Genomic DNA, 22,041 nt, shown 5'->3' with positions numbered 1-22,041 from the left:
AAACAAACAGGAGGAAAATCATGAATCTTTTACAATCACTGAGTCCCGACGGCCGCCAGTTAGCCAAAGCTGAGAAGCTGGCGAAGAAAATTGAAGCGCTGAGCGGGGAATACAAAGCCCTGAGCGACGCTGAGCTTCAAGCCAAAACCAGTCAGTTCCGCCAGCGCTTAAGCCAGGGCGAAAGTCTGGACGAGCTGCTTCCGGAAGCCTTCGCCACCGCGCGCGAAGCGGCGGAACGGGTGATCGGTGAGCGGCCGTATCCCGTCCAGCTGATGGGCGGCGTCCTGCTTCATCAGGGCGATATCGCGGAGATGAAAACCGGCGAAGGGAAGACGCTGACCTCAATTCTGCCCGTCTACCTCAACGCGCTGGAAGGCCAAGGCGTGCATGTCGTGACCGTCAACCCCTATCTGGCCCACCGCGACGCCCAGTGGATGGGACAAATTTATCAGTTTCTGGGGCTGAGCGTCGGCTGCAACGACCGCACTCTGACTTCGGCGCAGAAGCGCGCGGCGTTTGCCTGCGACATCACCTATACGACCAACTCCGAGCTGGGCTTCGATTATCTGCGCGACAACATGGTTATGAATCTGGAAAGCCGCGTTCTGCGCGGACTCCATTTTGCGCTGGTCGATGAAGTCGACTCCGTGCTGGTCGACGAAGCCCGCACGCCGCTGATCATTTCCGGCGCCGGGGAAATGCTGGACAAGCAATATTTGATCGCCGATCAGTTCGTCAAGGCGCTGCGCAAAGACGAGGTTGAAGTCGATCACCAGGAACGTCAGGTCTATCTGACGGAAAAAGGCATCGTGCACGCCGAGCGGTTCTTCAAGGTCGCCCATCTCTACGATCACAGCCACGCCGATCTGGTGCATTATATCCAGCAGGCGCTGAAAGCCAATTACGTCATGATGCGCGATGTCGAATATGTCGTCGAGGACGGCGAGGTGATCATCGTCGATCAGTTCACCGGCCGTAAAATGGAAGGCCGCGAGTTCTCGGATGGGCTGCATCAGGCGATTCAGGCCAAGGAAGGAGTCGGCATCAAGCAGGAAACCAAGACGCTGGCGACGATTACCTACCAGAATTTTTTCCGCCTGTATGACAAGCTGGCCGGGATGACCGGTACGGCCAAGACGGAGGAACAGGAATTCTTAAGCATCTACAATATGCGCACGATCGTTGTGCCGACCAACAAGCCGATCGCCCGGATTGATTATCCGGACGCGGTCTATAAGACCAAAGGCGAAAAATACGACGCGATCGTGGAAGAAGTCGCACAGCTGCATGCCCAGGGCCAGCCGGTGTTAGTCGGTACCCCCTCGGTGGAAATCAGTGAAATCCTTTCCCAGCGTCTGACGCAGAAAAAGATCCCGCATCCCGTGCTGAACGCGAAGAACCATGCGCAGGAAGCGGAGATCATTGCCCGGGCCGGGCAGAAGGGCGCGGTCACGATCGCGACGAACATGGCCGGCCGCGGCACCGACATCAAGCTGGGCGAAGGCGTCGTCGAGCTGGGCGGGCTGGCCGTCTTAGGCACGGAACGGCATGAATCCAAGCGGATCGACAACCAGCTGCGCGGCCGGGCGGGCCGTCAGGGCGATCCGGGCTTTTCCCGCTTCTATGTGTCGATGCAGGATGATTTCATCATTCAGTACGCTTCCGACTTGCAGAAGGAAAGCATTGCGAAGTTCTGCGAGGATAAACTGCCGGCGGAAAAGCTGCGCAAAACGATCGATCTGATTCAGAAGCGCGCCGAGGATCTGCATTACGATTCCCGTAAGCGTGTGCTGGAATATGACGATGTTCTGATGGAACAACGCCGGATTATCTTTGGTCAGCGCGATCAGATTTTAATCCAGGACGACCTGAGCGAACTGGTCGGTTCCCTGATGGATCAGGCGGCGGCCAGTCTGGCCGCGTCGCTGATGAACGCCAAACGCGCCAATCCTGCACAATGGGAAACCGTGCTGCAGGAGGCACGCAAGACCTGGCTGCTCGGCGAAATCGATAAGGAGCTCGATCAGGCGAAGGACGAGAAGACCCTTCAGGCCATCCTGACGCAGGAATTCCATCGTCAGCATCAGCTGAAAAAGGATGAAGCACCCGAACAGATCGCCCAGCTGGAAAAGATGATCCTGCTTTCCGTGATCGACCATCAGTGGAACGACCACGTCGATTCGATGAACCGGCTGCGCGAGGGCATCTATCTGCGTTCCTACGCGCAGATTAAACCTGAGGATGCTTATCGTCAGGAAGGCTTTGAGCGGTTCACAAACATGATGGCCAACATTACCGATCAGGCGGTGCTGACGCTGCTGCACATTCAGAAGCGCGAACCGCAGCCGCCGGTCAATCCGGAAGCTTAACTCTCAAAATCATTTCAAAAAATAAAAAAGAGAACGGCCGGTTTTCCATCTGGAAATTCCGAACCGTTCTCTTTTACGTTGTCCTGGGTTAAGCTGACGATCACTCTGCGGCTTTAACCCACGCGGTCATCCCAGCATCGCCGCGTGAACCTGGCCTTCGTGGGAATAAATCCGCAGGCAGCTGCCGCCCTCGTCGCTTTTCATAAAGCAGTCGGCGATCACATCGGTTTCCGCATCAGTCCGGGTTTCGATCACCGTTTCCATCAACGCCTGCAGCGACGGTTTGTCCGTGATCACCCGGTATTCCGCCATTAAGATAAACGTCGGCTTGGATGCCTGCGATCCATCGAAGTCATAATGCACCGTGTTCAGGCAGTCGTCGAAGCTGCGCAGCGCCAATTGCCGATACGGCGGATTCATCATGTGGCGCAGGAAATCATACGCCTTTTCCTTATCCGGCGCGACGACGCACAGCCGCATCAAACCCGTCACCGCTTCGGGACACTGGGCAAAATCCGCCGCGGCCGGGCGGTAATCCATCATTTCTTTTAAGGACATGGTTCTTTGAAGCATGAGTTGCGCCTCCTTTGCGTTCTTATTATACAAAAATTGAAAGGGAAACGAAAGAAAGAAATCCGCGGGACGTGGTATACTGAAACCGTGAAAGGGGACAGGCGGTATGAAAAAGAAATGGAAATGGCTTTTAGGCCTATGTTTTATGTTGACGGCCTGTTCCGGAAAGTCGCTTGCCCTGCCTGAGGTTCTGGGCGGCAAGCGGGAAACGGTGACATTCAGCGATTCGCATTATCGCCCTGATCAGGAATTTGAAAAGATCAGCTGCGATGTCCGCGAGGGATGTTATGCCGTGGACAGCGAGATGGAAGCGGGACTGCTGATCGGTAATCTTGTCCGCAGCGGTCAGCGGGAAGCTGCGATCGTCGCGGATGAGGATCTGGATCTGGATAAAATTTTCATCTATGCCTTAGCGCTGTCGCCTTCAACCTTTGAAGCTCAGTACACGCAGCGGCGGATGATGAACGGCACGCGCCGCACGATCTTCACGGTCACGATGGAGGATGAGCAGCAGCTGCAGCGAAACCGTGTTCAGGCCCGCCGCATCGTGGAAGAAAACGTGAGTGCGGAAATGGATCAGACGGAAACGATCCGCGTGCTCCACGACTGGCTGGTGCTGCATACCCAATACGACGAGGAAGCCGTCGCCTTGAATGAAGAAGAACGCCGTCAGAGTCTGGCTTTCCGCGCCTCCGGCGTCTTTGAGCGGGGGAAGGCCACCTGTTCAGGTTATATGGAAGCGATGGATCTGCTTCTGGAGGCCGCCGGGATCGGCTCCATCCGCGTTTTCAGCAACACGATGGATCATGCCTGGAATCTGGTCAGTCTGGATGGGGAAATGCGCTACCTCGATGCGACGTTTGACGATCCGGTGCCGGATCAGCCCGGCCGGGTGATGTACGACTTTTTCCTGATTGAGCCGGATACGCTAAAACAACGAGGGAAATACGAATTTGACCCGGCCACGCCGACGACGATTTCCCAGACGGAATACGAAGCCTTTTTCAATTATTGTCTGCGATGAAAAGCACGGCTCAGCCGTGTCTTTTTTTGGGTTCAGTGGACAAGCCTGAAAGAGGTGATATACTGAAGCTAAAGGAAAAGTGGAGGTACAAAATGATCATTCAAAGCACTCATGTCTGGATTGATGATTGTCTTCAGCCGGCTCAGCTGGAAATTGCCGATGGACTCATTCAAGCGATTTTGCCCTATGGGGAAAAGCAGCCGGATCACGATTATCAGGATCTGTGGATTCTTCCGGGATTCATTGATATTCACACGCACGGCTGGAACCGCTGCGAGGCGGGCAAACCGACGCTGGAAGCGATGCGCCGCTGGCAGAAGCACATGCCGGAAGAAGGCGTGACCGCGTTTCTCGCGACCACCGCGACGCAGAGCCAGCGCCAGAACGAACAAGCTCTGCCGGTTCTTAGAGAAGCGATCGAAGCCCCGGGGGAAGGGGCGGAAATCCTGGGCATCAATATGGAAGGCAATTTCATTTCGCATCAGTTTCATGGCGCGCAGGATCTTTACACGATCGTTAAACCTGATCCGGAGGTTCTGCTTCACTATCAGGATTTAGCCGGCGGGCATATCATGACGGTGACCTGCGCCGTTGAGTTTGATGAGGATTATGCGTTTGTAAAAACGGCCGCCGCGCATCATATCCGCGTTTCCTGCGGTCACAGCGGCGCCAGCTTTGATCAGGTCAAGGACGCCGTCGCTGCCGGAGCTACCGGCATTACACATTGTGGCAACGGCATGCGCCCCTTCCATCACCGCAATCCTGGAATTTTCGGCGCGGCTTTGAATCTGGACGAACTCTACGCTGAGGTGATCGGCGACGGAATTCATGTGCATTTTGAAACGGCGCATCTAATCGGAACGATGAAAGGCGCGGATAAACTGATCCTGGTCACCGATTCCGCTGAATGCAAGGATGATCCGGCGGCGGCGCAGTACCGCCGGGAAGGCGCATTCCGGCTGCCGGACGGGACTTTATTCGGTTCTGCCTTATATGTGAATCAGGGCGTGGATAACCTGCATCGCAAAGCCCGGCTGCCGCTGGTGACGGCGATTCATGCGGCGACGATCAACCCTGCGCGGTATTTGGGGGTCGCTGACCGTAAAGGCTCGCTGGAAGCGGGAAAAGATGCGGATCTTGTCGTCTGCGATGAAAATATTCAATTGCAAGCGGTGTTCTGCAAGGGGGTTCGTCAGGCTTGATAAGCAGTTTTCCCACTGCCTAAGATAATTCAAAGAGAACCGGAAAAGACGGCCTTGCCTAAAAGGATTCATTTCCGGTTTTTTTATTCATTTTCCGGATTGACAACGTGAATGGTTGTGCTATGATACTCAAGACCAAAAAGGAATTCATTTTCCAGGGGGATTGTTTTATGAAAGCGCTGAGCTCCAACGAACGTCTGTTAATCCTGATCAACTGTTTCTACAACCTCGCCAACGCGATGTCGGCGGTCTTCATGAATGTTTATCTGTACGCCTATACCGGATCGCTGGTGGTGATGTCGATCTATACGATCGTGCGCATCGGCCTGTATCCGTTCTTCTTCACCCTCGGCGGCAAGTGGGCGCAGAAGCACCGCTTCTCGCAGACCCTGACGGCCGGGCTGGTCTTCATCATGATCAGTCTGTTATTCGTCCTGGGCGCCAGCGATCAGTTTGAACGTGTTCCGCAGCTGGTCTATGTCGTCGCAGCGTTAGTCGGGATGGGCGAAGGCCTGTACTGGCTGAGTATCAACAGTTTGAACCAGATTGTTTCAACGGCGAAAACCCGCTCGCTGTTTATCTCCGATATCGGCATTTTCAACAACCTGTCGGCGATCATCGCACCGTTGATCTCGACCTTGATTATCGAGCTGGCCGGGACGGATACGGCGGGCTATGTGGAAATCTTCAAGATTGTCTTAGTGATCTACGGTCTGATCGCACTGCTTTCCACGCGCATCAGCGCCCGCAGCGTCAACCGCGGTTTCTCCGTGCTCAAACGCATGCGGCTGGACGATCCTCAATGGCGTTACTGTATGATTTCGACGTTTCTTTACGGAATGCGTGATTCGCTGATCTTAACGCTGGCCGGTTTGTTAGTGTATAACGCGACCAACGGCAGCGGCAGCGCTTATGGCAAGCTGCTGGCGATCTTCGCGGTGCTGACAATTCTGGCCTATGCCTGGGTATCGCGGACGATGCGCCGCAGCAACCGGATGCGCTATTATCAGATCGGTTCGCTGTTAATCGCATCCAGCACGATCGTGCTGGTGCTCTGGCCGACGCTGGCGGGAGCGATCTATTACGGGGTCGTCAACGCGATTGCCACGCCGATGTATGCCAATCCGTATACGATCATCATGATGAACGCGATCCAGGACTACGCCGCGCAGGAGAATGTCGTCGGCCGCGTGATCGCCAAGGAGGCCTATCTGTCGATCGGCCGCTGCCTGGGCATGGTGCTGATCGTGCTGTGTTCCCTCCTTTTGCCGGAAACACTGTATCTGCCGACAGCGGTTGTGATGTGTTCGCTGTTCCCGGTCATTCTGACGCTCTATGCGACGGTCTATCATCGTGAACGCGACCGGCAGAAGCAGCTGGGTCTTGTAAAGTAGGGGTTGGTCAAGTATGCGTAAGCAGAAATTCACGCGCGATGAAACGACGACGATCCTCATCGCCTGTCTGTTTAATCTGGCCAACGCGATGTCGGCGGTGTTCATGAACGTCTATTTGTACGCCTATACCGGCTCGTTAATCGTCATGTCGGTCTACACGATCGTGCGGATCGGTTTGTTTCCCTTGTTCTTCACGCTCGGCGGCAAATGGGCGCAGAAACACAGCTTTGCCGGACCGTTGGCCACAGGCCTGGTCTTCATCATGCTCAGCCTGTTGTTCGTGCTGGCGGCGCAGGATCAGTTTGCCGTGCATCCGGAGCTGGTCTACGGCGTGGCGGCGCTGACGGGAATCGGCGAAGGCTTGTTCTGGCTAAGCCTGAACAGTTTGAATCAGATCGTGTCCTCGCCCCAGTCCCGCTCCCGCTTTCTTTCCAGCGTCGGCATCTGCAACAACATCGCCGCAATCGCTGCGCCGCTGATCTCGACGATGATCATTGATCTGGCGGCTTCGGATACCGCGGGCTATGTGGAAATCTTCAAGATCGTCTTAGTGATTTACGCCGGGATCGCGTTGATCTCGCTGCGCGTCAAGGCCCGCAGCGCGCCGCAGCCGTTCTCCGTGCTGAAACGGATGAAGCTGGACGATCCGCAATGGCGCTACTGCATGATCACGACGTTCTTCTACGGCATGCACAATTCGCTGTCGCTGACGCTGGCCGGGCTGTTGGTGTATAACGCAACCCAGGGCAGCGGCAGTACGTATGGCAAACTGCTGGCGTTCTTCGCCCTGATCTCGATTGTCGCGTTCGCGTTGGTTTCGCGCGTCATGCACCGCCGCAACCGCATGACCTTCTACCGGATCGGCGCCGTACTGATCGCTTCCAGCGCCGTTGTGCTGGTGCTCTGTCCGACACTGGGCGGGGCCGTCTATTACGGCGTGGTCAATGCGCTGTCGACGCCGATGTACGCCAATCCGTATCAGATTATCGTGATGAACGCGATCGCCGATTATGCCGCGCAGGAAAATATCGTCGGCCGGGTGATCGTGCGGGAAACCTATCAGTCGATCGGCCGCTGTCTGGGCATGGCGGCGATTGTGCTGTGCTCCTGGATTCTTCCGGAAACGCTGTATCTGCCCGTCGCCGTGATCTTCTGTTCCTGCTTTCCGATTGCAATGGCTGTTTACGCGACGATCTATCATTGCCGGCGCGATCAGCTCAATGCGCAGGGATTGGTGAAATAGGACGAACAGTGCTATAATGAAACCGGAAAAAATCCGGTTTTTTATTTTGTCAGGAAGACCCTAAGGAGGAGTACAATGTTTCAGAATGAATGGACCCCGTTTTTGAAAGAGGAATTTCAAAAGCCTTATTTTCAGCAGTTATCCGCTTTTCTGCGCCAGCAGTATGCGACGACGAAGGTGTATCCGCCGCGTCTGCAGGTGTTCTCAGCGTTTGAGTTTACCAACTATTCCGACGTAAAGGTCGTCATCCTGGGGCAGGATCCCTATCATCAGCCCAACCAGGCGCATGGGATGTGTTTCTCAGTGCGCAAGGGCGTCAAGGTGCCGCCGAGTCTTGTTAATATTTATAAGGAGCTGCATGACGATCTGGGCTGTACGATTCCCCATCACGGCTATCTGATGAAATGGGCTCAGCAGGGCGTGTTTCTGATGAACACCGTGCTGACGGTCGAAGATTCCAAACCGCTGTCGCACCGCGGCAAGGGGTGGGAAGAATTCACCGACGAGGTCATGCGCAAGCTGAACGACCATCCTGATCCGCTGGTCTTTATCCTGTGGGGCCGCAACGCTCAGGACAAGGGCCGCTGGATCACCAATCCGAAGCATTTGATCCTGAAATCGCCGCATCCTTCGCCGCTGTCGGCCAGCTACGGCTTTTTCGGTACCCATCCGTTCTCCAAGGCCAATCAATTTCTGATCGATCAGGGCCGCACGCCGATCGACTGGCAGATTGAGGACTGAAATGACAACAATCCAGGAAGCCGTTGATTGGATTACAGCCCGGCATAATTTTCACCATGGCTTCGATCACTTCCAGCGGTTTATGGCCAGCCAGGGCGATCCGCAGGACCAGCTGCGCGCGATTCATGTCGCCGGCACCAACGGCAAGGGCAGCACCGTCAGTTATCTTGCCAGCGTCCTGCGCGAAGCCGGCTATACGGTCGGCACGTTCACCTCGCCGCATCTGGTCGCCCATCAGGACCGGATCCGGATTCAGGAGCGCTGGATCGACGACGTCACGTTTGTCCGCTATGTCGATACCTACCGGGATTTACTGGAACAATGGGATCTGGCGATGTTTGAGATCGATTTCTTTTTCGCCTGTCTGTGGTTTGTCGAACAAAAGGTTGATTTCGCGGTGATCGAGGTGGGGCTGGGCGGTCTTCTGGACTCGACGAATACGCTGCGCCATCCCCTGTGCAGCGTGATCGTGTCAATCGGTCTGGATCACATGGAGCGCCTGGGCAGCACGGAGGAAGCGATCGCCTTGCAGAAAGCAGGGATCATCAAACCTGGCGGACTGGTCGTCAGCGGCGTGACGCAGCCGGAATGCCAGGCGGTGATCGAAACGGTCTGCGCTGAAAAGCAGGCGCGGCTGATTCCCGTTCCCGCCGTTACGGTTCAGCCGGGATCCGAGGTTCACTTTACGTTGGAGGATCAGACTTATACGCTGCATACCCGTGCTCAATACCAGGCCCGCAACGCGGCAGCGGCCCTGACGTGTCTGCGGGCTTTGAGGCAGCAGGGAGCGTTGATCTTCAGCGAGGAAGCACTGCGCGAAGGACTGCGGAAAGCAGTCTGGGCCGGCCGGTTTGAAGTACTTCAGGAGCATCCGCTGACGATCATCGACGGGGCGCACAATGCGCCGGGAATTCAAGCGCTGTGCACGTCTGTGAAGGATCTGCCCCATCCGCGCGTCATCGTGTTTACCGCGCTGAAGGATAAGGAAACCGAGGTCATGGCCAAACAGCTGAAACAAATCAGCGACCGTCTGATCATCACGCAATTCGACTATTTCCGCGCCCAGACGGGTGCGCAGCTGGTGATCGAAGGCAGCGAATTGATCGAAGACTGGAAAACCGCGGTCCGCACAGCCCGCGACAAGGCCGGGGCTGAGGGCACGGTAGTGATCACCGGTTCGTTGTATTTTATCTCCGAGGTTCGCGCGTGGCTGATGAACGCAGGTTTGTGAGAACGGCACGGCGCTGGCAGCTTCTGTATTGGCTGGAAGTGATTTTACTCGTCAGCGTTTTGGCGGCGGATTTTATTGTTGAGTACAGGCTGGGCGTTCGCTGCCGGCGCGGCACCCTCGCCGGTGGTTTCCTGCTTGTGTTTGGGTGGTGGTTTGCGATCAAACCGACCCGGCGGAAATTTGCGGGTGTTTGCCATCAGGCCGGGTTTCAGGCGGAGCTGAGCCGGCAGTTTGGGAACGTGAGCGCGGCGGAGCCTTCCGCCCTGGATATCAGCTGGGACAGACAACTTGGTTTGGATCCTGTGTGTTATCGATGCGAGTGGGACTGGGCGGTTCAGGGCGAAGCGCAAGGTATCCCTTTTCAAGTCGGGCGGTTTACGCTGCGGCGGGAGAGTGAGAAACAATCGGTGATCAAAAACGGACTGTGGATTCAGCTGAAATGCAGCGGGAACGAGGATGCGGACTGGCGGCATCTGCGCGGCGGCGTTTCCTTTCGCAGAGGACCGGCACTGCCTGTGTTGGCTGAAACGTTAAAGCCGGAAGAAGGGCAAGCGCTGAGCGAAATTGACAAACAGACGCTGCAGGACTGCGGGTTCGGTTTTGACGAGCTGCTAGTTCGGAATCAAAACGATCGGATGATTCTTGTTATCAAAGAAAAACCGGTCCGTGACCAGTCGGTGCTAAGAAAGCCGGATTTAACGAAGGATTCGGAGGGCGAACGCTGCGCCAGGCTGATCCGCGCCGCGGCCGGATCGATTAAAAGCCTGAAAATACGCTGAAATAACGGAATAACGGCCGTTATTTTATTTTTTATCAACCTTAAATTGGAAGCGGTTACGGTAAAGGTAATAATTTTAGTTGGAAATGAGAGAAATCCGGATAAAATTGATTTTGCCGCAAAGATTGTGAAATAATTAGATGAAAGAGAAAATGAATTTGAAACCGTTTACTTTTTAATAAATTTCTGTTTTTGTCGCAAAATGACAAAATTTTTCCGGAAAAACGTTTAAAAAATAAGTTAAATTCGTTCTAACCCGGATTTTCCAGGCCGTTTCGCAAATAATTTTGATTATCAACTGAAAATGTACGTTTTTAAATTTTGAAGAACAGACGAAATATGATTTTTAATCTTTGAAAAACAGACGCGAACACGCTATAATAAAATCATAGAGAAACTATGGGGGCTAAAAGTATGAAACAAAATAATATGGTTGCCATGATTTTAGCGGGAGGACGCGGAAGCCGTCTTCTTGATCTTACAAAAAAAGTCGCTAAACCGGCAGTCTACTTCGGCGGAAAGTATCGTATTATCGACTTTCCTTTAAGCAACTGTGCCAACTCGGGAATTTCCGTTGTCGGCGTTTTGACGCAGTATGAATCCGTTCTGTTGAACTCCTATGTTGCCCGGGATCACCACTGGGGACTGGATGCGCGCGACAGCGGCGTCTTCGTTCTGCCGCCGCGGGAAAAGGATAAGACCGGATTGGGCTTATACCGCGGCACAGCCGACGCGATCACGCAGAATATCGACTTCCTGGATCAGATGGAAGCGGAATATGTGCTGATTCTGTCCGGCGACCACATTTACAAGATGGATTATGCCAAGATGCTGGCGCACCACAAAGCCAACAACGCGGACGCGACGATCGCTGTTCTGGCAGTTCCGTTAAAGGAAGCGAGCCGTTTCGGCATCATGAATACGGATGAAACCGACCGGATTATTGAATTCGAGGAAAAACCGGCGAAGCCGAAGAGCAATCTGGCTTCGATGGGTATCTATATCTTCAATTACAAGACGCTGCGCAAATATCTGACCGCTGATGAAAAGGATCCGAATTCCGAACATGATTTCGGCAAGGATATCATCCCGGCCTTCTTACGCGACAACAAGGTTTTGACGGCTTACCGCTTTAAGGGCTATTGGAAAGACGTCGGAACGATCGACAGTCTGTGGGAAGCGAACATGGACCTGTTGAATCCGGACAACGAGCTGGATCTGGGCGATTCCCAATGGAAGATTTACACCGAGGACGTACCGACGCCGCCGCAGTTTATCGGCGAGGAAGCGGTTGTTGAAAACTGTTATATCAACCAGGGCTGTATCGTTAACGGCAATGTGAAGAACTCTGTGCTGTTTACCAACGTGGAAGTCGGCAGCGGCGCACAGGTCGTTGATTCCGTCATCATGCCGAACGCCGTGATCGGCGAGGGTGCGAAGGTAACCCGCTGCATCGTCGCGGACAACGTGGAAATCAGTCCGGGCGCCGTCGTCGGGCACAAGGACAGCGAACATATCGAACTGATCGCAAAAAAGAGAGTGAAATAAGGGGGACGGAAGTATGTGTGACGCATTAGGAATTATCAACTTTGAAGACGCCTGTGTCGATATCACAGGTCTGATGGATTACCGCCCGGCCTCTGCGATCTCCTTTCTGGGTCGTTACCGTTTGATCGACTTTATGCTTTCCAACATGACCAATTCCGGGATTTCCCAGATTGAAGTGTTCATTAAGGACAAACCGCGTTCCCTGATCGAGCATCTGGGCAACGGCCGGCAGTACAACATCAACTCCAAGCGCGGACGCCTGAGCATCCTGTATGGTGAAAACCGGATTATGTCGGAGGTTTACAACCACGATATCGCCAACTTCATGGACAACATCCAGTACATTGAAGAAGTCAATAAACCGTATGTCATCATTGCGCCAAGCTATATGATTTACCAGATCGACTTCAACGAAGTTCTCAAATATCACGCGGAAAAGAATTCCGACGTCACCGTTATCTACAAGTCAACGGACAACGCCAAGGAAGAATTCATCGGCTGCGACACCTTGTCGATGGACAAGGACAAGCGGATCGTCGCGTTTGAAAAGAACCGCGGCAAATACAAAACCCGCAACGTTTCCCTGGAAGCGTATGTCATGACGAAGAAGCTGTTTTTGGAATTAGTCCGCAAAGCGGCCAACACCAGCTCGCTGTATTGGTTCAAGGATATCCTGGCTGACAGCTGCGACGATCTGCGGATCAACGGTTATGCGTTTAAGGGCACGGTTTACTGCATCAACAGCCTGCGCAGCTACTTCAAGGCGAACATCGAACTGCGCACGCATGCCAAAGCGCGTGAATTATTTAAAGAAGACTGGCCGATCCACACCCGGACCAACGATTCCGCACCGTCTCAATACATGCCGGAAGCGAAGATCCGCGGCTGTTCGATCGCCAACGGCTGTCATATCGAAGGCAACGTGGAAAACTGCGTTATCGGACGGAATGTCATTATCAAGCGCGGCGCGGTTGTTAAAAACAGCGTCATCCTGCCGGGAGCCTACATCGGCGAAGGCGCGAAGCTGGATCATGTCATCGTCGATAAAGCGGCGATCGTCAACCATGTTAAAAAATTAGTGGGAACCGACGATTCTCCGATCTATGTCAAACGCAGAGATCGGATTTAAAGGAGGGGTCTTATGAAATCAGTATTGTTTGTCGCGGCGGAAGGTTTGCCGTATATCAAGACCGGCGGACTGGCGGACGTTATCGGCTCGCTGCCGAAGATCTTAAACGAAAAGGGCATGGATGCCCGCGTCGTACTGCCGCTGTATAAACGAATTGCTGAAAAATACCGCGGCGAGTTCACGAAGCTGAAAACGATCCCGATCCATGTCGGCGTGATCGACACGGTCGCGACGATTTATCAGTCGCAATGGGAAAATGTCACCTATTATTTCATTGAGCATGCCGGTTATTTTGAAAGAGACGGATTATACGGCTATCCGGATGATGGCGAACGCTTCGCTTTCTATCAGAAAGCGGTGCTGGAAATGCTGTGGGCAATTGATTTCTTCCCGGATATCATGCACTGCCACGACTGGCATACCGGCATGATTGCGGCAATGTGCCACATTCAGTATCCGGATGATCAGCGTTATCAGCAGATCAAACACATGTATACGATTCATAACCTGGCGTTCCAGGGCAATTTCCCGGCCGATGTGCTGACGGACTGCCTGGGAATTGACCGGCGTTATTTCGACGACGGCTCGATGCGTTTCCACAACGGCATCAGCTTCATGAAGACCGGCATTATTTTCTCGGATAAGATCACGACGGTTTCGCCGTCCTATTCCCAGGAAATCCTGACGGCTCAGTATGGCGAGCAGATGGATGAAGTGCTGCGGTTCAGACAGAGCGATCTGTACGGCATCGTTAACGGCATCGACACGAAGATGTGGGATCCGATGACCGATCCGGCGCTGCCGGCGCATTACAACGCGGAGACCGTATTGGAAGGCAAGCGGGCGAACAAAGCCGCTGTTCAGAAAGAGCTGGGGCTGCGGGTGGCGGACGATGTGATGATGATCGGCATCGTTTCACGTCTGACCTGGCAGAAGGGCGTCTATCTGATCATTGAAAAGATGGCGGATATCATGGGCCTGGACGTTCAGTTTGTCGTTTTGGGTACTGGTGAAACGCATATCGAGAACCAGTTTAAGATGATGGAAGACAAGTATCGCCGCCGTGCCGTGTATTACTGCGGTTACAATGACGAACTGGCGCACCGGATTTATGCCGGCTGCGATCTGTTCCTGATGCCTTCGCTATTTGAACCGTGCGGAATCGGGCAGCTGATCGCGATGCACTACGGTTCGCTGCCGTTGGTTCGGGAAACCGGCGGTCTGCGCGATACGGTTCATCCGTACAACCAGTACACCAAGGAAGGCAACGGGTTCAGCTTTACGGCGTTCAACAGCCATGACATGCTTTACACGCTGCGCTGCGCGGCCGACGCTTACTACCTCAACCGGGCGGATTGGGATCAGCTGGTTCAGCAGGCGATGGGCACGGATGTCAGCTGGAACTTGTCAGCCGATCAATATACCAAACTGTATAACGAAATGGATTAAGGAGCGGAAACGCTCCTTTCTTTTTGAAATTCCGAGGCTGAAAATTCATTGGCTCCCGGTGGGAAATTTGGGCCTGAAGAAGGGGAAAATCGACATTGCCGCACTCTTGTCTAAAGAAAGCGCTATCACCTTGATAAGATGATCACAAGCGGCTTTTTCCTAGTTTACTTCACTTCTTCCGGGTGTTATAATTTGAAATGTAAAAGGAGGAATTCTTAACATGGCAAAACAAACTGTTCGTGACCTTGATGTTAAAGGAAAACGCGTCCTGGTTCGCGTCGACTTTAACGTACCTATCAAAGATGGAAAAATTACCAATGATAACCGGATCGTATCCGCTCTGCCGACGATTAACTATCTGACGGAGCATGGCGCAAAGGTTATCCTGATGTCGCATCTGGGCAAGATCGATCATAAAGATCCTGAAAAGTGCGAAGCAGGCAAGAAAAAGAACAACATGGCTCCGGTTGCCGCACGACTGCAGGAGCTGGTTTCCGGCAAAGTTACCTTCGTTCCGGTAACCCGCGGCGAAGAACTGGAAAACGCGATCGCGGCGATGAACGAAGGCGATATCGTCCTGATGCAGAACACCCGTTATGAAAAGGGCGAATCCAAGAATGATCCGGATCTGGCTGCGTACTGGGCTGGTTTAGGCGATCTGTTCGTTTCCGATGCGTTCGGCTCAGTTCACAGAGCGCACGCTTCCACCGTTGGTATTGCGACGCATCTGCCAAGCGCCTGCGGCTTCCTGGTTCAGAAAGAAATCGAGAACCTGAGCGCGGCGATCGACAATCCGAAGCGTCCGTTAGTCGCTATTTTAGGCGGCGCGAAAGTTTCCGATAAGATCGCTGTCATTGAGAACCTGCTGAACATCGCGGACAAGGTCATTGTCGGCGGCGGCATGGCGTACACCTTCTTAAAAGCTCAGGGGAAAGAAATCGGTACATCCCTGTTAGAAGAAGACCGGATCGAAATGGCAAAGGAATTTTTGGCTAAGGGCGGCGACAAGCTGGTCCTGCCGGTAGACTCTGTTGTTGCCAACGCGTTTGAAAACGCAACGGAAGTCAAGACTGTCAGCAATGACGAAATTCCAGCGGGCTTTATGGGCCTGGATATCGGACCGAAGTCTGTCGAACTGTTCAAAAAAGAACTGCAGGGCGCTAAGACGGTCGTTTGGAACGGACCGATGGGCGTCTTCGAGAACCCGGCTTATGCCAATGGCACCATCGAAGTCTGCAAAGCAATCTCCGAGCTGCCTGACGCAATGACGGTAATCGGCGGCGGCGATTCCGCGGCAGCGGCGATCCAGCTGGGCTTCAAAGATAAGTTCACGCACATTTCCACTGGCGGCGGCGCTTCCCTGGAATACATGGAAGGCAAGGAACTGCCGGGCATCGCAATCATTCAGGAGAAATAAATCAATGAGAAAACCAATTATTGTCGGAAACTGGAAAATGAATAAGACCTGCGCGGAAGCGGTCAGCTTTATCAATGAAATTGAACCGAAGCTGCACGACGGCGCAGATTACGGCATCGCGGCTCCGTTCACAGCGCTGAAGGACTGCGTCAATACGGCGAAGGGTCTGATCGTTGCGGCAGAAAACTGCCACTTTGAAGACAACGGCGCATTCACCGGTGAAGTCAGCGTACCAATGCTGGAAGAAATCGGTGTGAAATGGTGCATCATCGGCCATTCCGAACGCCGCCAGATGTTCAACGAAACAGACGAAACTGTCAACAAGAAGGCCAAGCGTTTAATCGAAGCGGGGATCACACCGATCCTGTGCATCGGCGAAACCGAAGCTCAGTTTGACGCCGGCCAGACGGAAGAAGTCATTCGTGCGCAGCTGAAGGGCGGCCTGGAAGGACTGTGCCCGAAGTGCGTAGCCAAGATGGTTCTCGCTTATGAACCAATCTGGGCGATCGGCACCGGCAAGAGCGCGACAAAAGAAATCGCGCAGAACTGCTGCCACATCGTTCGCGACCAGGTTCGTGTGATGTTCGGCGATGAAGCGGCGGAAGGCGTCCGCATCCAGTACGGCGGATCCGTTAAGCCGAACAATATTAAGGAATACATGGCCATGGAAGATATCGACGGCGCTCTGATCGGCGGAGCTTCGTTGAAAACGGATTCCTTTGAAGAAATCATCAACGCTACAAAATAAGGTAAAATGACAAAATTCCCATCGATCCTCTGTCTATAATGAAGCCAAAAGGAGGCGTCGTTATGAAAAAGAGGATCGGCGGGATTCTGATTGTTTCCGGCGCCATCTTGTTGCTGAATCCGACTCTGGACGTCCAACAGCTGATGGCCGGCATGGAAACGATGCTGGTCAGCTACTGGCCGGTATTGCTGATCGTTCTGGGCCTGGCGCTGCAGAACGACGGCAGAAAAACAAAGAAAACACACCGTTAGCATTTGACTTTTCCCCGAATGAAAAAGGGAGAAGGAAAATAGAACAGGTAATCACAAGGAGGAAATTGAAGATGCCTAGTATTATTGATGTTTACGCACGCGAAGTCCTGGACTCCCGCGGCAACCCAACTGTTGAAGTCGAAGTGACGACAGAATCCGGCGCTTTCGGACGCGCGATCGTTCCATCCGGCGCATCCACTGGCGAAAGAGAAGCACTGGAACTGCGTGACGGCGATAAGAGCCGTTTCATGGGCAAGGGTGTAACGAAGGCGGTTGCCAACGTTAACGATATCATTGCCGACGCTGTCTTAGGCATGGATGTTACCGATCAGAATGCGATCGACAAAGTCATGATCGAACTGGACGGCACAAACGATAAGTCCAAACTGGGCGCGAACGCGATCCTGGGTGTTTCCATGGCTTGCGCACGGGCTGCTGCAGATTACTATGATATGCCGCTGTATAAATATTTCGGCGGATTCAACGGCAAGACGCTGCCAGTTCCGATGATGAACGTCTTAAACGGCGGCAGCCATGCGGATTCCACGGTTGATTTCCAGGAATTCATGATCATGCCGGTTGGCGCAACTTCCCTGAAGGAAGCTGTCAGAATGGGCGCTGAAACGTTCCACAACCTGCGCAAAGTCTTAAAGGGCAAAGGCTACAACACAAACGTCGGTGATGAAGGCGGCTTCGCTCCTTCTTGCGTTGAAGGCAATGAAGAACCGCTGAAGCTGATCGTTGAAGCGATCAAGGCTGCGGGCTATGTTCCGGGCAAGGATATCTGCATCGCGATGGACGTTGCGGCTTCTGAATTCTACAACGAAGAAACCGGCAACTACGATCTGGAAAAATCCGGACAGGGCACAAAGACCACGGATGAAATGATCGCCATGTATGAAGAATGGGTTGAAAAGTACCCGATCGTTTCGATCGAAGACGGCTTAGGCGAAAGAGACTGGGACGGCTGGAAGAAACTGACAGACAAGCTGGGAAGCAAGATTCAGCTGGTCGGCGACGATCTGTTCGTTACGAACCCGGCAATCCTGAAGGAAGGCATTGAAAAGGGCATCGCAAACTCGATCCTGATCAAGGTCAACCAGATCGGTTCTCTGACAGAAACCTTTGACGCTATCGAAATGGCGAAGAAGGCGGGCTATACCTGCGTCGTTTCCCACCGTTCCGGTGAAACCGAAGATACGACGATTGCGGATATCGCTGTCGGCCTGAATGCAGGCCAGATCAAGACCGGTTCAATGAGCCGTACTGACCGTATCGCGAAGTACAACCAGCTGATCCGCATTGAGGATGAACTGGGTCCAATCGCTGAATACCAGGGCATGGACTGCTTCTACAACGTTAAGAAATAAGCAGAATACATCTTCATTTGAAAAGACAGTCTTTCGCAGACTGTCTTTTTTTGACAGGAAAGGAATGAAGAACAGAGGAAAGCTGTTGAGCCCGTGGATTAAATCTCTTACTCCTGGTGAACAATAAGGAAGAAGCACAGGGAATTCCCGCTTTCCTCCTGAAATTCAGCGGAACTGTTTGCAATTTGACTACGCCTTTGTTATAATAGAAAAGCGATAAATCTGAAAGGAGGATTAAGATGCTTGATATCTTATTGATGGTGGTGTCCGTGATTTTAATACTTCTTTCTCTGTTACAAAGTGGAAAATCAGACGGGATCAGCGGTGCTTTTACTGGGAGCGGCGGATTAAATCTGTTTGCCAATGTAAAAGAGAGAGGACCGGAGAAGATTATTTCCAATGCCACCCTGGTTGTCGGAATTTTGTTCTTCGTGCTGGTCATTGTGATTAGGGTACTGAACTAACGGCCGTCAACAGCGGCCTTTTTTCATATTATTAAAGAAATTCGAGGTGAAGTTATGGAACAAATAGACATAAAACAACAAATTGAAACAATGATAGCCGACGAGCACTATCGTCCGTTGAGTCTGGCTCAGCTGCAGGAAACCCTGGGTCTGTCCACGACCGAAGAATTCGTGGCGATGAATAAAGCGGTCAACGAACTGGCGGAACAGTATGTGATCGTGTTCAGTCAGAAAGGCAATCTGATGCCGGCCAGAATGGGCGGCTACTATCAGGGAGCGTTATCCGTTAACCGCAAAGGCTTTGGCTTTCTGGATCTGGAAGATGAGAACAGCATCCACATCACGGAAGCCAATCTGCACGGAGCGATGAACGGCGACGTGGCGATCGTTAAGAAACTGCCGTCTTTCTACGGCAGCGACGAGGGCGAGGTCATCCGCGTTCTGCAGCACAAGACGAACACGCTGGTCGGGACGTTTTTCACGTCTGTGGGCAAGGGGCTGCAGCTGCGGCTGGATGATGAGCGGATTAAGTCCCGGCTGATCGTCAAAAACTGGCAGGCTTTTAAAATGGTCAGCGGCACGAAGGTGTTATTGAAGGTCTTGCGCTACGGCGATCCGATGGAGCTGGAAATTGTCCAGCTGTTAGGCCATATAGATGATCCGGGCGTGGATATTCTGTCGGTGCTGCTGGAATACGATATCGATCCGCAGTTCCCACAGGAAGTCATGGAACAGGCGCAGCGGACGCCGTCGCGCGTATCGCCGAAGGAAAAAGAAGGCCGCCGCGACTGCACCGGGAAAATGATTATCACGATTGACGGTGAGGATTCCAAGGATCTGGACGACGCGGTCTGCGTCGAGAAGATTGCCGGCGGTTATCGGCTGGGCGTTCATATTGCGGACGTTTCCCACTATGTTCCGGAGAACAGTCCGCTTGATCAGGAAGCACTCAAACGCGGCACGTCCACCTATGTCGTCGACCGTGTGGTGCCGATGCTTCCGCACCTGTTATCCAATGGGATTTGTTCTTTGAATCCGAAAGTGCTGCGGCTGACGCTGTCGTGTGAAATGGAGATCAGCGAAGCCGGGGAAATCCTCAATTATGAAATCTTCCCATCCTTTATTAAGACAACGGAGCGGATGACCTATACCGCGGTGAACGCGATTCTGGAAGGTGAGGAAGAAGCCTGCCGGAAATACAAAAAGCTGACGGAGATGATCGGTTGGATGCGGGATTGTTCGCGGGCGATCCGCAAGCGCCGTCATGAGGCCGGAGCGATTGACTTTGAAACGCCGGAAGCGAAAATCATTTTAAACGAACAAAATAAAATTGAAGAGATCCAGGTGCACGAGCGCAAGGAAGCGGAAATGATCATCGAGGATTTCATGGTCACGGCCAACGAATGTGTGGCCCGGCACATGAAATGGCTTGAGATTCCGGCCTTGTACCGGGTACATGAAGCGCCGGAGCCGAAAAAGCTGCGGGATTTCGCGAAGATCGTCCTGTTGATGGGCAAGCGTTTCAAAGGCAGCGTTGAACAAATCCGTCCGCTGCAGCTGCAGCAGCTTTTGGATTCGTTCAAAGATGATCCGGCCTATCCGGTCATCTCGACGATGATGCTGCGAAGTATGCAGAAGGCAAAATATGATCCGCGCTGTCTGGGCCATTTCGGACTGGCGCTGGAAGAATACACGCACTTCACCTCGCCGATCCGCCGGTATCCGGATTTGATCGTTCATCGGATGCTTCACAAATATGGCTTCGGAACCGCATTGGATCCGGAAATGATGAAGCAGGACGAACTCAAAATGGAGGAATATGGCAAGCTGACCTCTGAGCGGGAACGGGCCGCGATCGAAGCGGAACGGGAAGTTGAAGATATGAAGAAAGCCGAATACATGGAGGATCAGATCGGTAAGATTGCCGAAGGCGTCATCAGCGGCGTCACGAAGTTCGGTTTCTTTGTCGAGCTGGAAAATACTGTCGAAGGTCTGGTCCATGTGCAGAAGCTGACGGACGATTACTATCATTACGATCCGGATACGCTGAGCCTGAAGGGCGAGCGGACAAAGAAGATATACCGGCTGGGGCAGCGCGTCAAGATTAAAGTGACCGGCGCCAGTAAGCTCCATCAGGAGATTGACTTCGATCTCGTCCGGCCGCGCAAGGAAAAACGCGAGCCTATTCCCGCAGCGAAGAAAAAAGCCGGTCCCCGCAAAGAACCGAACCGGCCTGCGGAATCCGTCCCGATCAAAAACAAACGCCGGCGCACCCGCCGGCGGAAACCGAAACCCACCCAAGCGTAAGGAGGAATCACGATGAGCGGTGAAAAAATCATTGCCGTCAACCGCAAGGCGTCTCATGACTATTCGTTGGAGGAACGCTTTGAAGCCGGACTGGTCCTGACCGGAACTGAAATTAAATCGATCCGTCAGGGGAAGGCGCAGTTTAAGGACGCCTACGTCAGTTTCATCAGCGGTGAAGCCTGGATCAAGGAGATGCACATCGCGACCTATGATCATGGCAACCAGTTCAATCATGACGAAACCCGCGAAAGGAAGCTATTGCTGCACAAGCTGGAAATCGTTAAGCTCCAGCAGAAGGTCAAGCTGAAGGGGTATACCGTCGTTCCGGTCAAGCTGTATTTAAAGAATGGCCGGGCTAAGATGGAAATCGCGCTGGCTAAGGGTAAAGCGCTGTATGATAAGCGCGAAGACGCGAAGATGAAGGACGCGAAGCGGGAGATGGAAAAAGCGATGAAAGCACGGTGGTAAGCCGTGTTTTTTTTGTATTCTAAGAATTTCGATGCGTCCGAGGCAAAAGAAAATGAAAAGAATGAAACAAACTCAAATGCGTTGAAATGGAGAAGGATGAATTGTATAATTAACTCAATAGAAAGATGAGCGTTCTCTGAAAGCGAGGTCTTCTTCATGAAAACGATAACGTGTTCTGACCGGATCTATTACGATGAATTGCTTCCTGAAGAAGCTCAGGCTATTCGCCAGGATATTCTTTTGTACCATTCTATCCTCCATACCGCTTATCGTTATCTGACTCTGAAAGCCCGGGGAATTCCCTTCCCATTTGAAGAATCGCTTCATAAAGAGCT

The 22,041-nt window shown here is 53.0% G+C and carries 19 protein-coding genes; 18 read left to right on the top strand and 1 reads right to left on the bottom strand.

The window, feature by feature from the left end:
* Window positions 1-20: 20 nt before the first annotated feature.
* Window positions 21-2,369 carry a preprotein translocase subunit SecA gene (gene secA / locus DWY25_RS03440; RefSeq protein ID WP_117893694.1) on the top strand — a complete coding sequence of 783 codons (2,349 nt, stop codon included), beginning with the start codon at window positions 21-23 and terminating at the stop codon, window positions 2,367-2,369.
* Between the two features lie 126 nt (window positions 2,370-2,495).
* Here the strand turns inward: secA and DWY25_RS03435 are convergent, their stop codons facing one another.
* Complete coding sequence (locus DWY25_RS03435) at window positions 2,496-2,942, bottom strand: hypothetical protein (protein ID WP_117893691.1); 447 nt, start codon at window positions 2,940-2,942, stop codon at window positions 2,496-2,498.
* Between the two features lie 106 nt (window positions 2,943-3,048).
* On the opposite strand from DWY25_RS03435, the gene DWY25_RS03430 reads away from it, so the two are divergent.
* From DWY25_RS03430 to smpB, 17 genes are all read left to right on the top strand, one after another.
* On the top strand, window positions 3,049-3,966 hold the full coding sequence (locus DWY25_RS03430) for a transglutaminase domain-containing protein (RefSeq protein ID WP_117893688.1): 918 nt from the start codon (window positions 3,049-3,051) through the stop codon (window positions 3,964-3,966).
* Window positions 3,967-4,058: 92 nt separating this feature from the next.
* The gene (gene nagA / locus DWY25_RS03425) at window positions 4,059-5,168 is read left to right on the top strand and encodes an N-acetylglucosamine-6-phosphate deacetylase (protein ID WP_181981675.1); all 1,110 of its coding nucleotides are present in this window, start codon (window positions 4,059-4,061) and stop codon (window positions 5,166-5,168) included.
* A 170-nt stretch (window positions 5,169-5,338) separates the two neighbouring features.
* Window positions 5,339-6,562 (top strand): MFS transporter, encoded by a 1,224-nt coding sequence (locus DWY25_RS03420; protein WP_244925919.1) that lies wholly within the window; start codon window positions 5,339-5,341, stop codon window positions 6,560-6,562.
* Between the two features lie 13 nt (window positions 6,563-6,575).
* Entirely contained in the window at window positions 6,576-7,805 is a 1,230-nt protein-coding gene (locus tag DWY25_RS03415) for an MFS transporter (RefSeq protein ID WP_117893679.1), read from the top strand.
* A gap of 75 nt (window positions 7,806-7,880) precedes the next feature.
* On the top strand, window positions 7,881-8,546 hold the full coding sequence (locus DWY25_RS03410) for a uracil-DNA glycosylase (RefSeq protein WP_117893676.1): 666 nt from the start codon (window positions 7,881-7,883) through the stop codon (window positions 8,544-8,546).
* 1 nt (window position 8,547) lies between these two features.
* Window positions 8,548-9,777: a bifunctional folylpolyglutamate synthase/dihydrofolate synthase gene (locus tag DWY25_RS03405; protein ID WP_117893674.1), complete on the top strand. Its 1,230-nt coding sequence runs from the start codon at window positions 8,548-8,550 to the stop codon at window positions 9,775-9,777.
* The gene (locus tag DWY25_RS03400) at window positions 9,753-10,556 is read left to right on the top strand and encodes a hypothetical protein (protein ID WP_117893671.1); all 804 of its coding nucleotides are present in this window, start codon (window positions 9,753-9,755) and stop codon (window positions 10,554-10,556) included. Before DWY25_RS03405 ends, DWY25_RS03400 begins: the two co-directional genes overlap by 25 nt.
* A 413-nt stretch (window positions 10,557-10,969) precedes the next feature.
* Window positions 10,970-12,103, top strand: a complete 1,134-nt coding sequence (locus DWY25_RS03395) for a glucose-1-phosphate adenylyltransferase (protein ID WP_039863674.1) — start codon at window positions 10,970-10,972, stop codon at window positions 12,101-12,103.
* 13 nt (window positions 12,104-12,116) lie between these two features.
* Window positions 12,117-13,232: a glucose-1-phosphate adenylyltransferase subunit GlgD gene (glgD, locus tag DWY25_RS03390; RefSeq protein ID WP_006057611.1), complete on the top strand. Its 1,116-nt coding sequence runs from the start codon at window positions 12,117-12,119 to the stop codon at window positions 13,230-13,232.
* A 12-nt stretch (window positions 13,233-13,244) separates the two neighbouring features.
* A complete protein-coding gene (glgA, locus tag DWY25_RS03385) occupies window positions 13,245-14,681 on the top strand; it encodes a glycogen synthase GlgA (RefSeq protein WP_006057612.1) in 1,437 nt (478 codons plus the stop codon).
* Window positions 14,682-14,901: 220 nt separating this feature from the next.
* Complete coding sequence (locus tag DWY25_RS03380) at window positions 14,902-16,098, top strand: phosphoglycerate kinase (protein WP_006057613.1); 1,197 nt, start codon at window positions 14,902-14,904, stop codon at window positions 16,096-16,098.
* 4 nt (window positions 16,099-16,102) lie between these two features.
* A complete protein-coding gene (tpiA, locus tag DWY25_RS03375; RefSeq protein WP_072685685.1) occupies window positions 16,103-16,846 on the top strand; it encodes a triose-phosphate isomerase in 744 nt (247 codons plus the stop codon).
* Window positions 16,847-16,908: 62 nt separating this feature from the next.
* On the top strand, window positions 16,909-17,097 hold the full coding sequence (locus DWY25_RS03370) for a LiaF transmembrane domain-containing protein (RefSeq protein WP_039863675.1): 189 nt from the start codon (window positions 16,909-16,911) through the stop codon (window positions 17,095-17,097).
* A 71-nt stretch (window positions 17,098-17,168) separates the two neighbouring features.
* Window positions 17,169-18,467, top strand: a complete 1,299-nt coding sequence (gene eno / locus DWY25_RS03365; RefSeq protein ID WP_117893668.1) for a phosphopyruvate hydratase — start codon at window positions 17,169-17,171, stop codon at window positions 18,465-18,467.
* A 239-nt stretch (window positions 18,468-18,706) separates the two neighbouring features.
* Window positions 18,707-18,931: a preprotein translocase subunit SecG gene (gene secG / locus DWY25_RS03360; RefSeq protein WP_006057619.1), complete on the top strand. Its 225-nt coding sequence runs from the start codon at window positions 18,707-18,709 to the stop codon at window positions 18,929-18,931.
* Window positions 18,932-18,985: 54 nt separating this feature from the next.
* Window positions 18,986-21,238 (top strand): ribonuclease R, encoded by a 2,253-nt coding sequence (gene rnr, locus DWY25_RS03355; protein WP_117893665.1) that lies wholly within the window; start codon window positions 18,986-18,988, stop codon window positions 21,236-21,238.
* 12 nt (window positions 21,239-21,250) lie between these two features.
* On the top strand, window positions 21,251-21,706 hold the full coding sequence (gene smpB / locus DWY25_RS03350) for an SsrA-binding protein SmpB (RefSeq protein ID WP_117893662.1): 456 nt from the start codon (window positions 21,251-21,253) through the stop codon (window positions 21,704-21,706).
* Window positions 21,707-22,041 lie beyond the last annotated feature (335 nt).

This window comes from Holdemania filiformis, assembly GCF_003459085.1.
GTDB lineage: Bacteria > Bacillota_I > Bacilli_A > Erysipelotrichales > Erysipelotrichaceae > Holdemania > Holdemania filiformis.
This window is presented reverse-complemented; position numbering and strand designations above follow the sequence as displayed.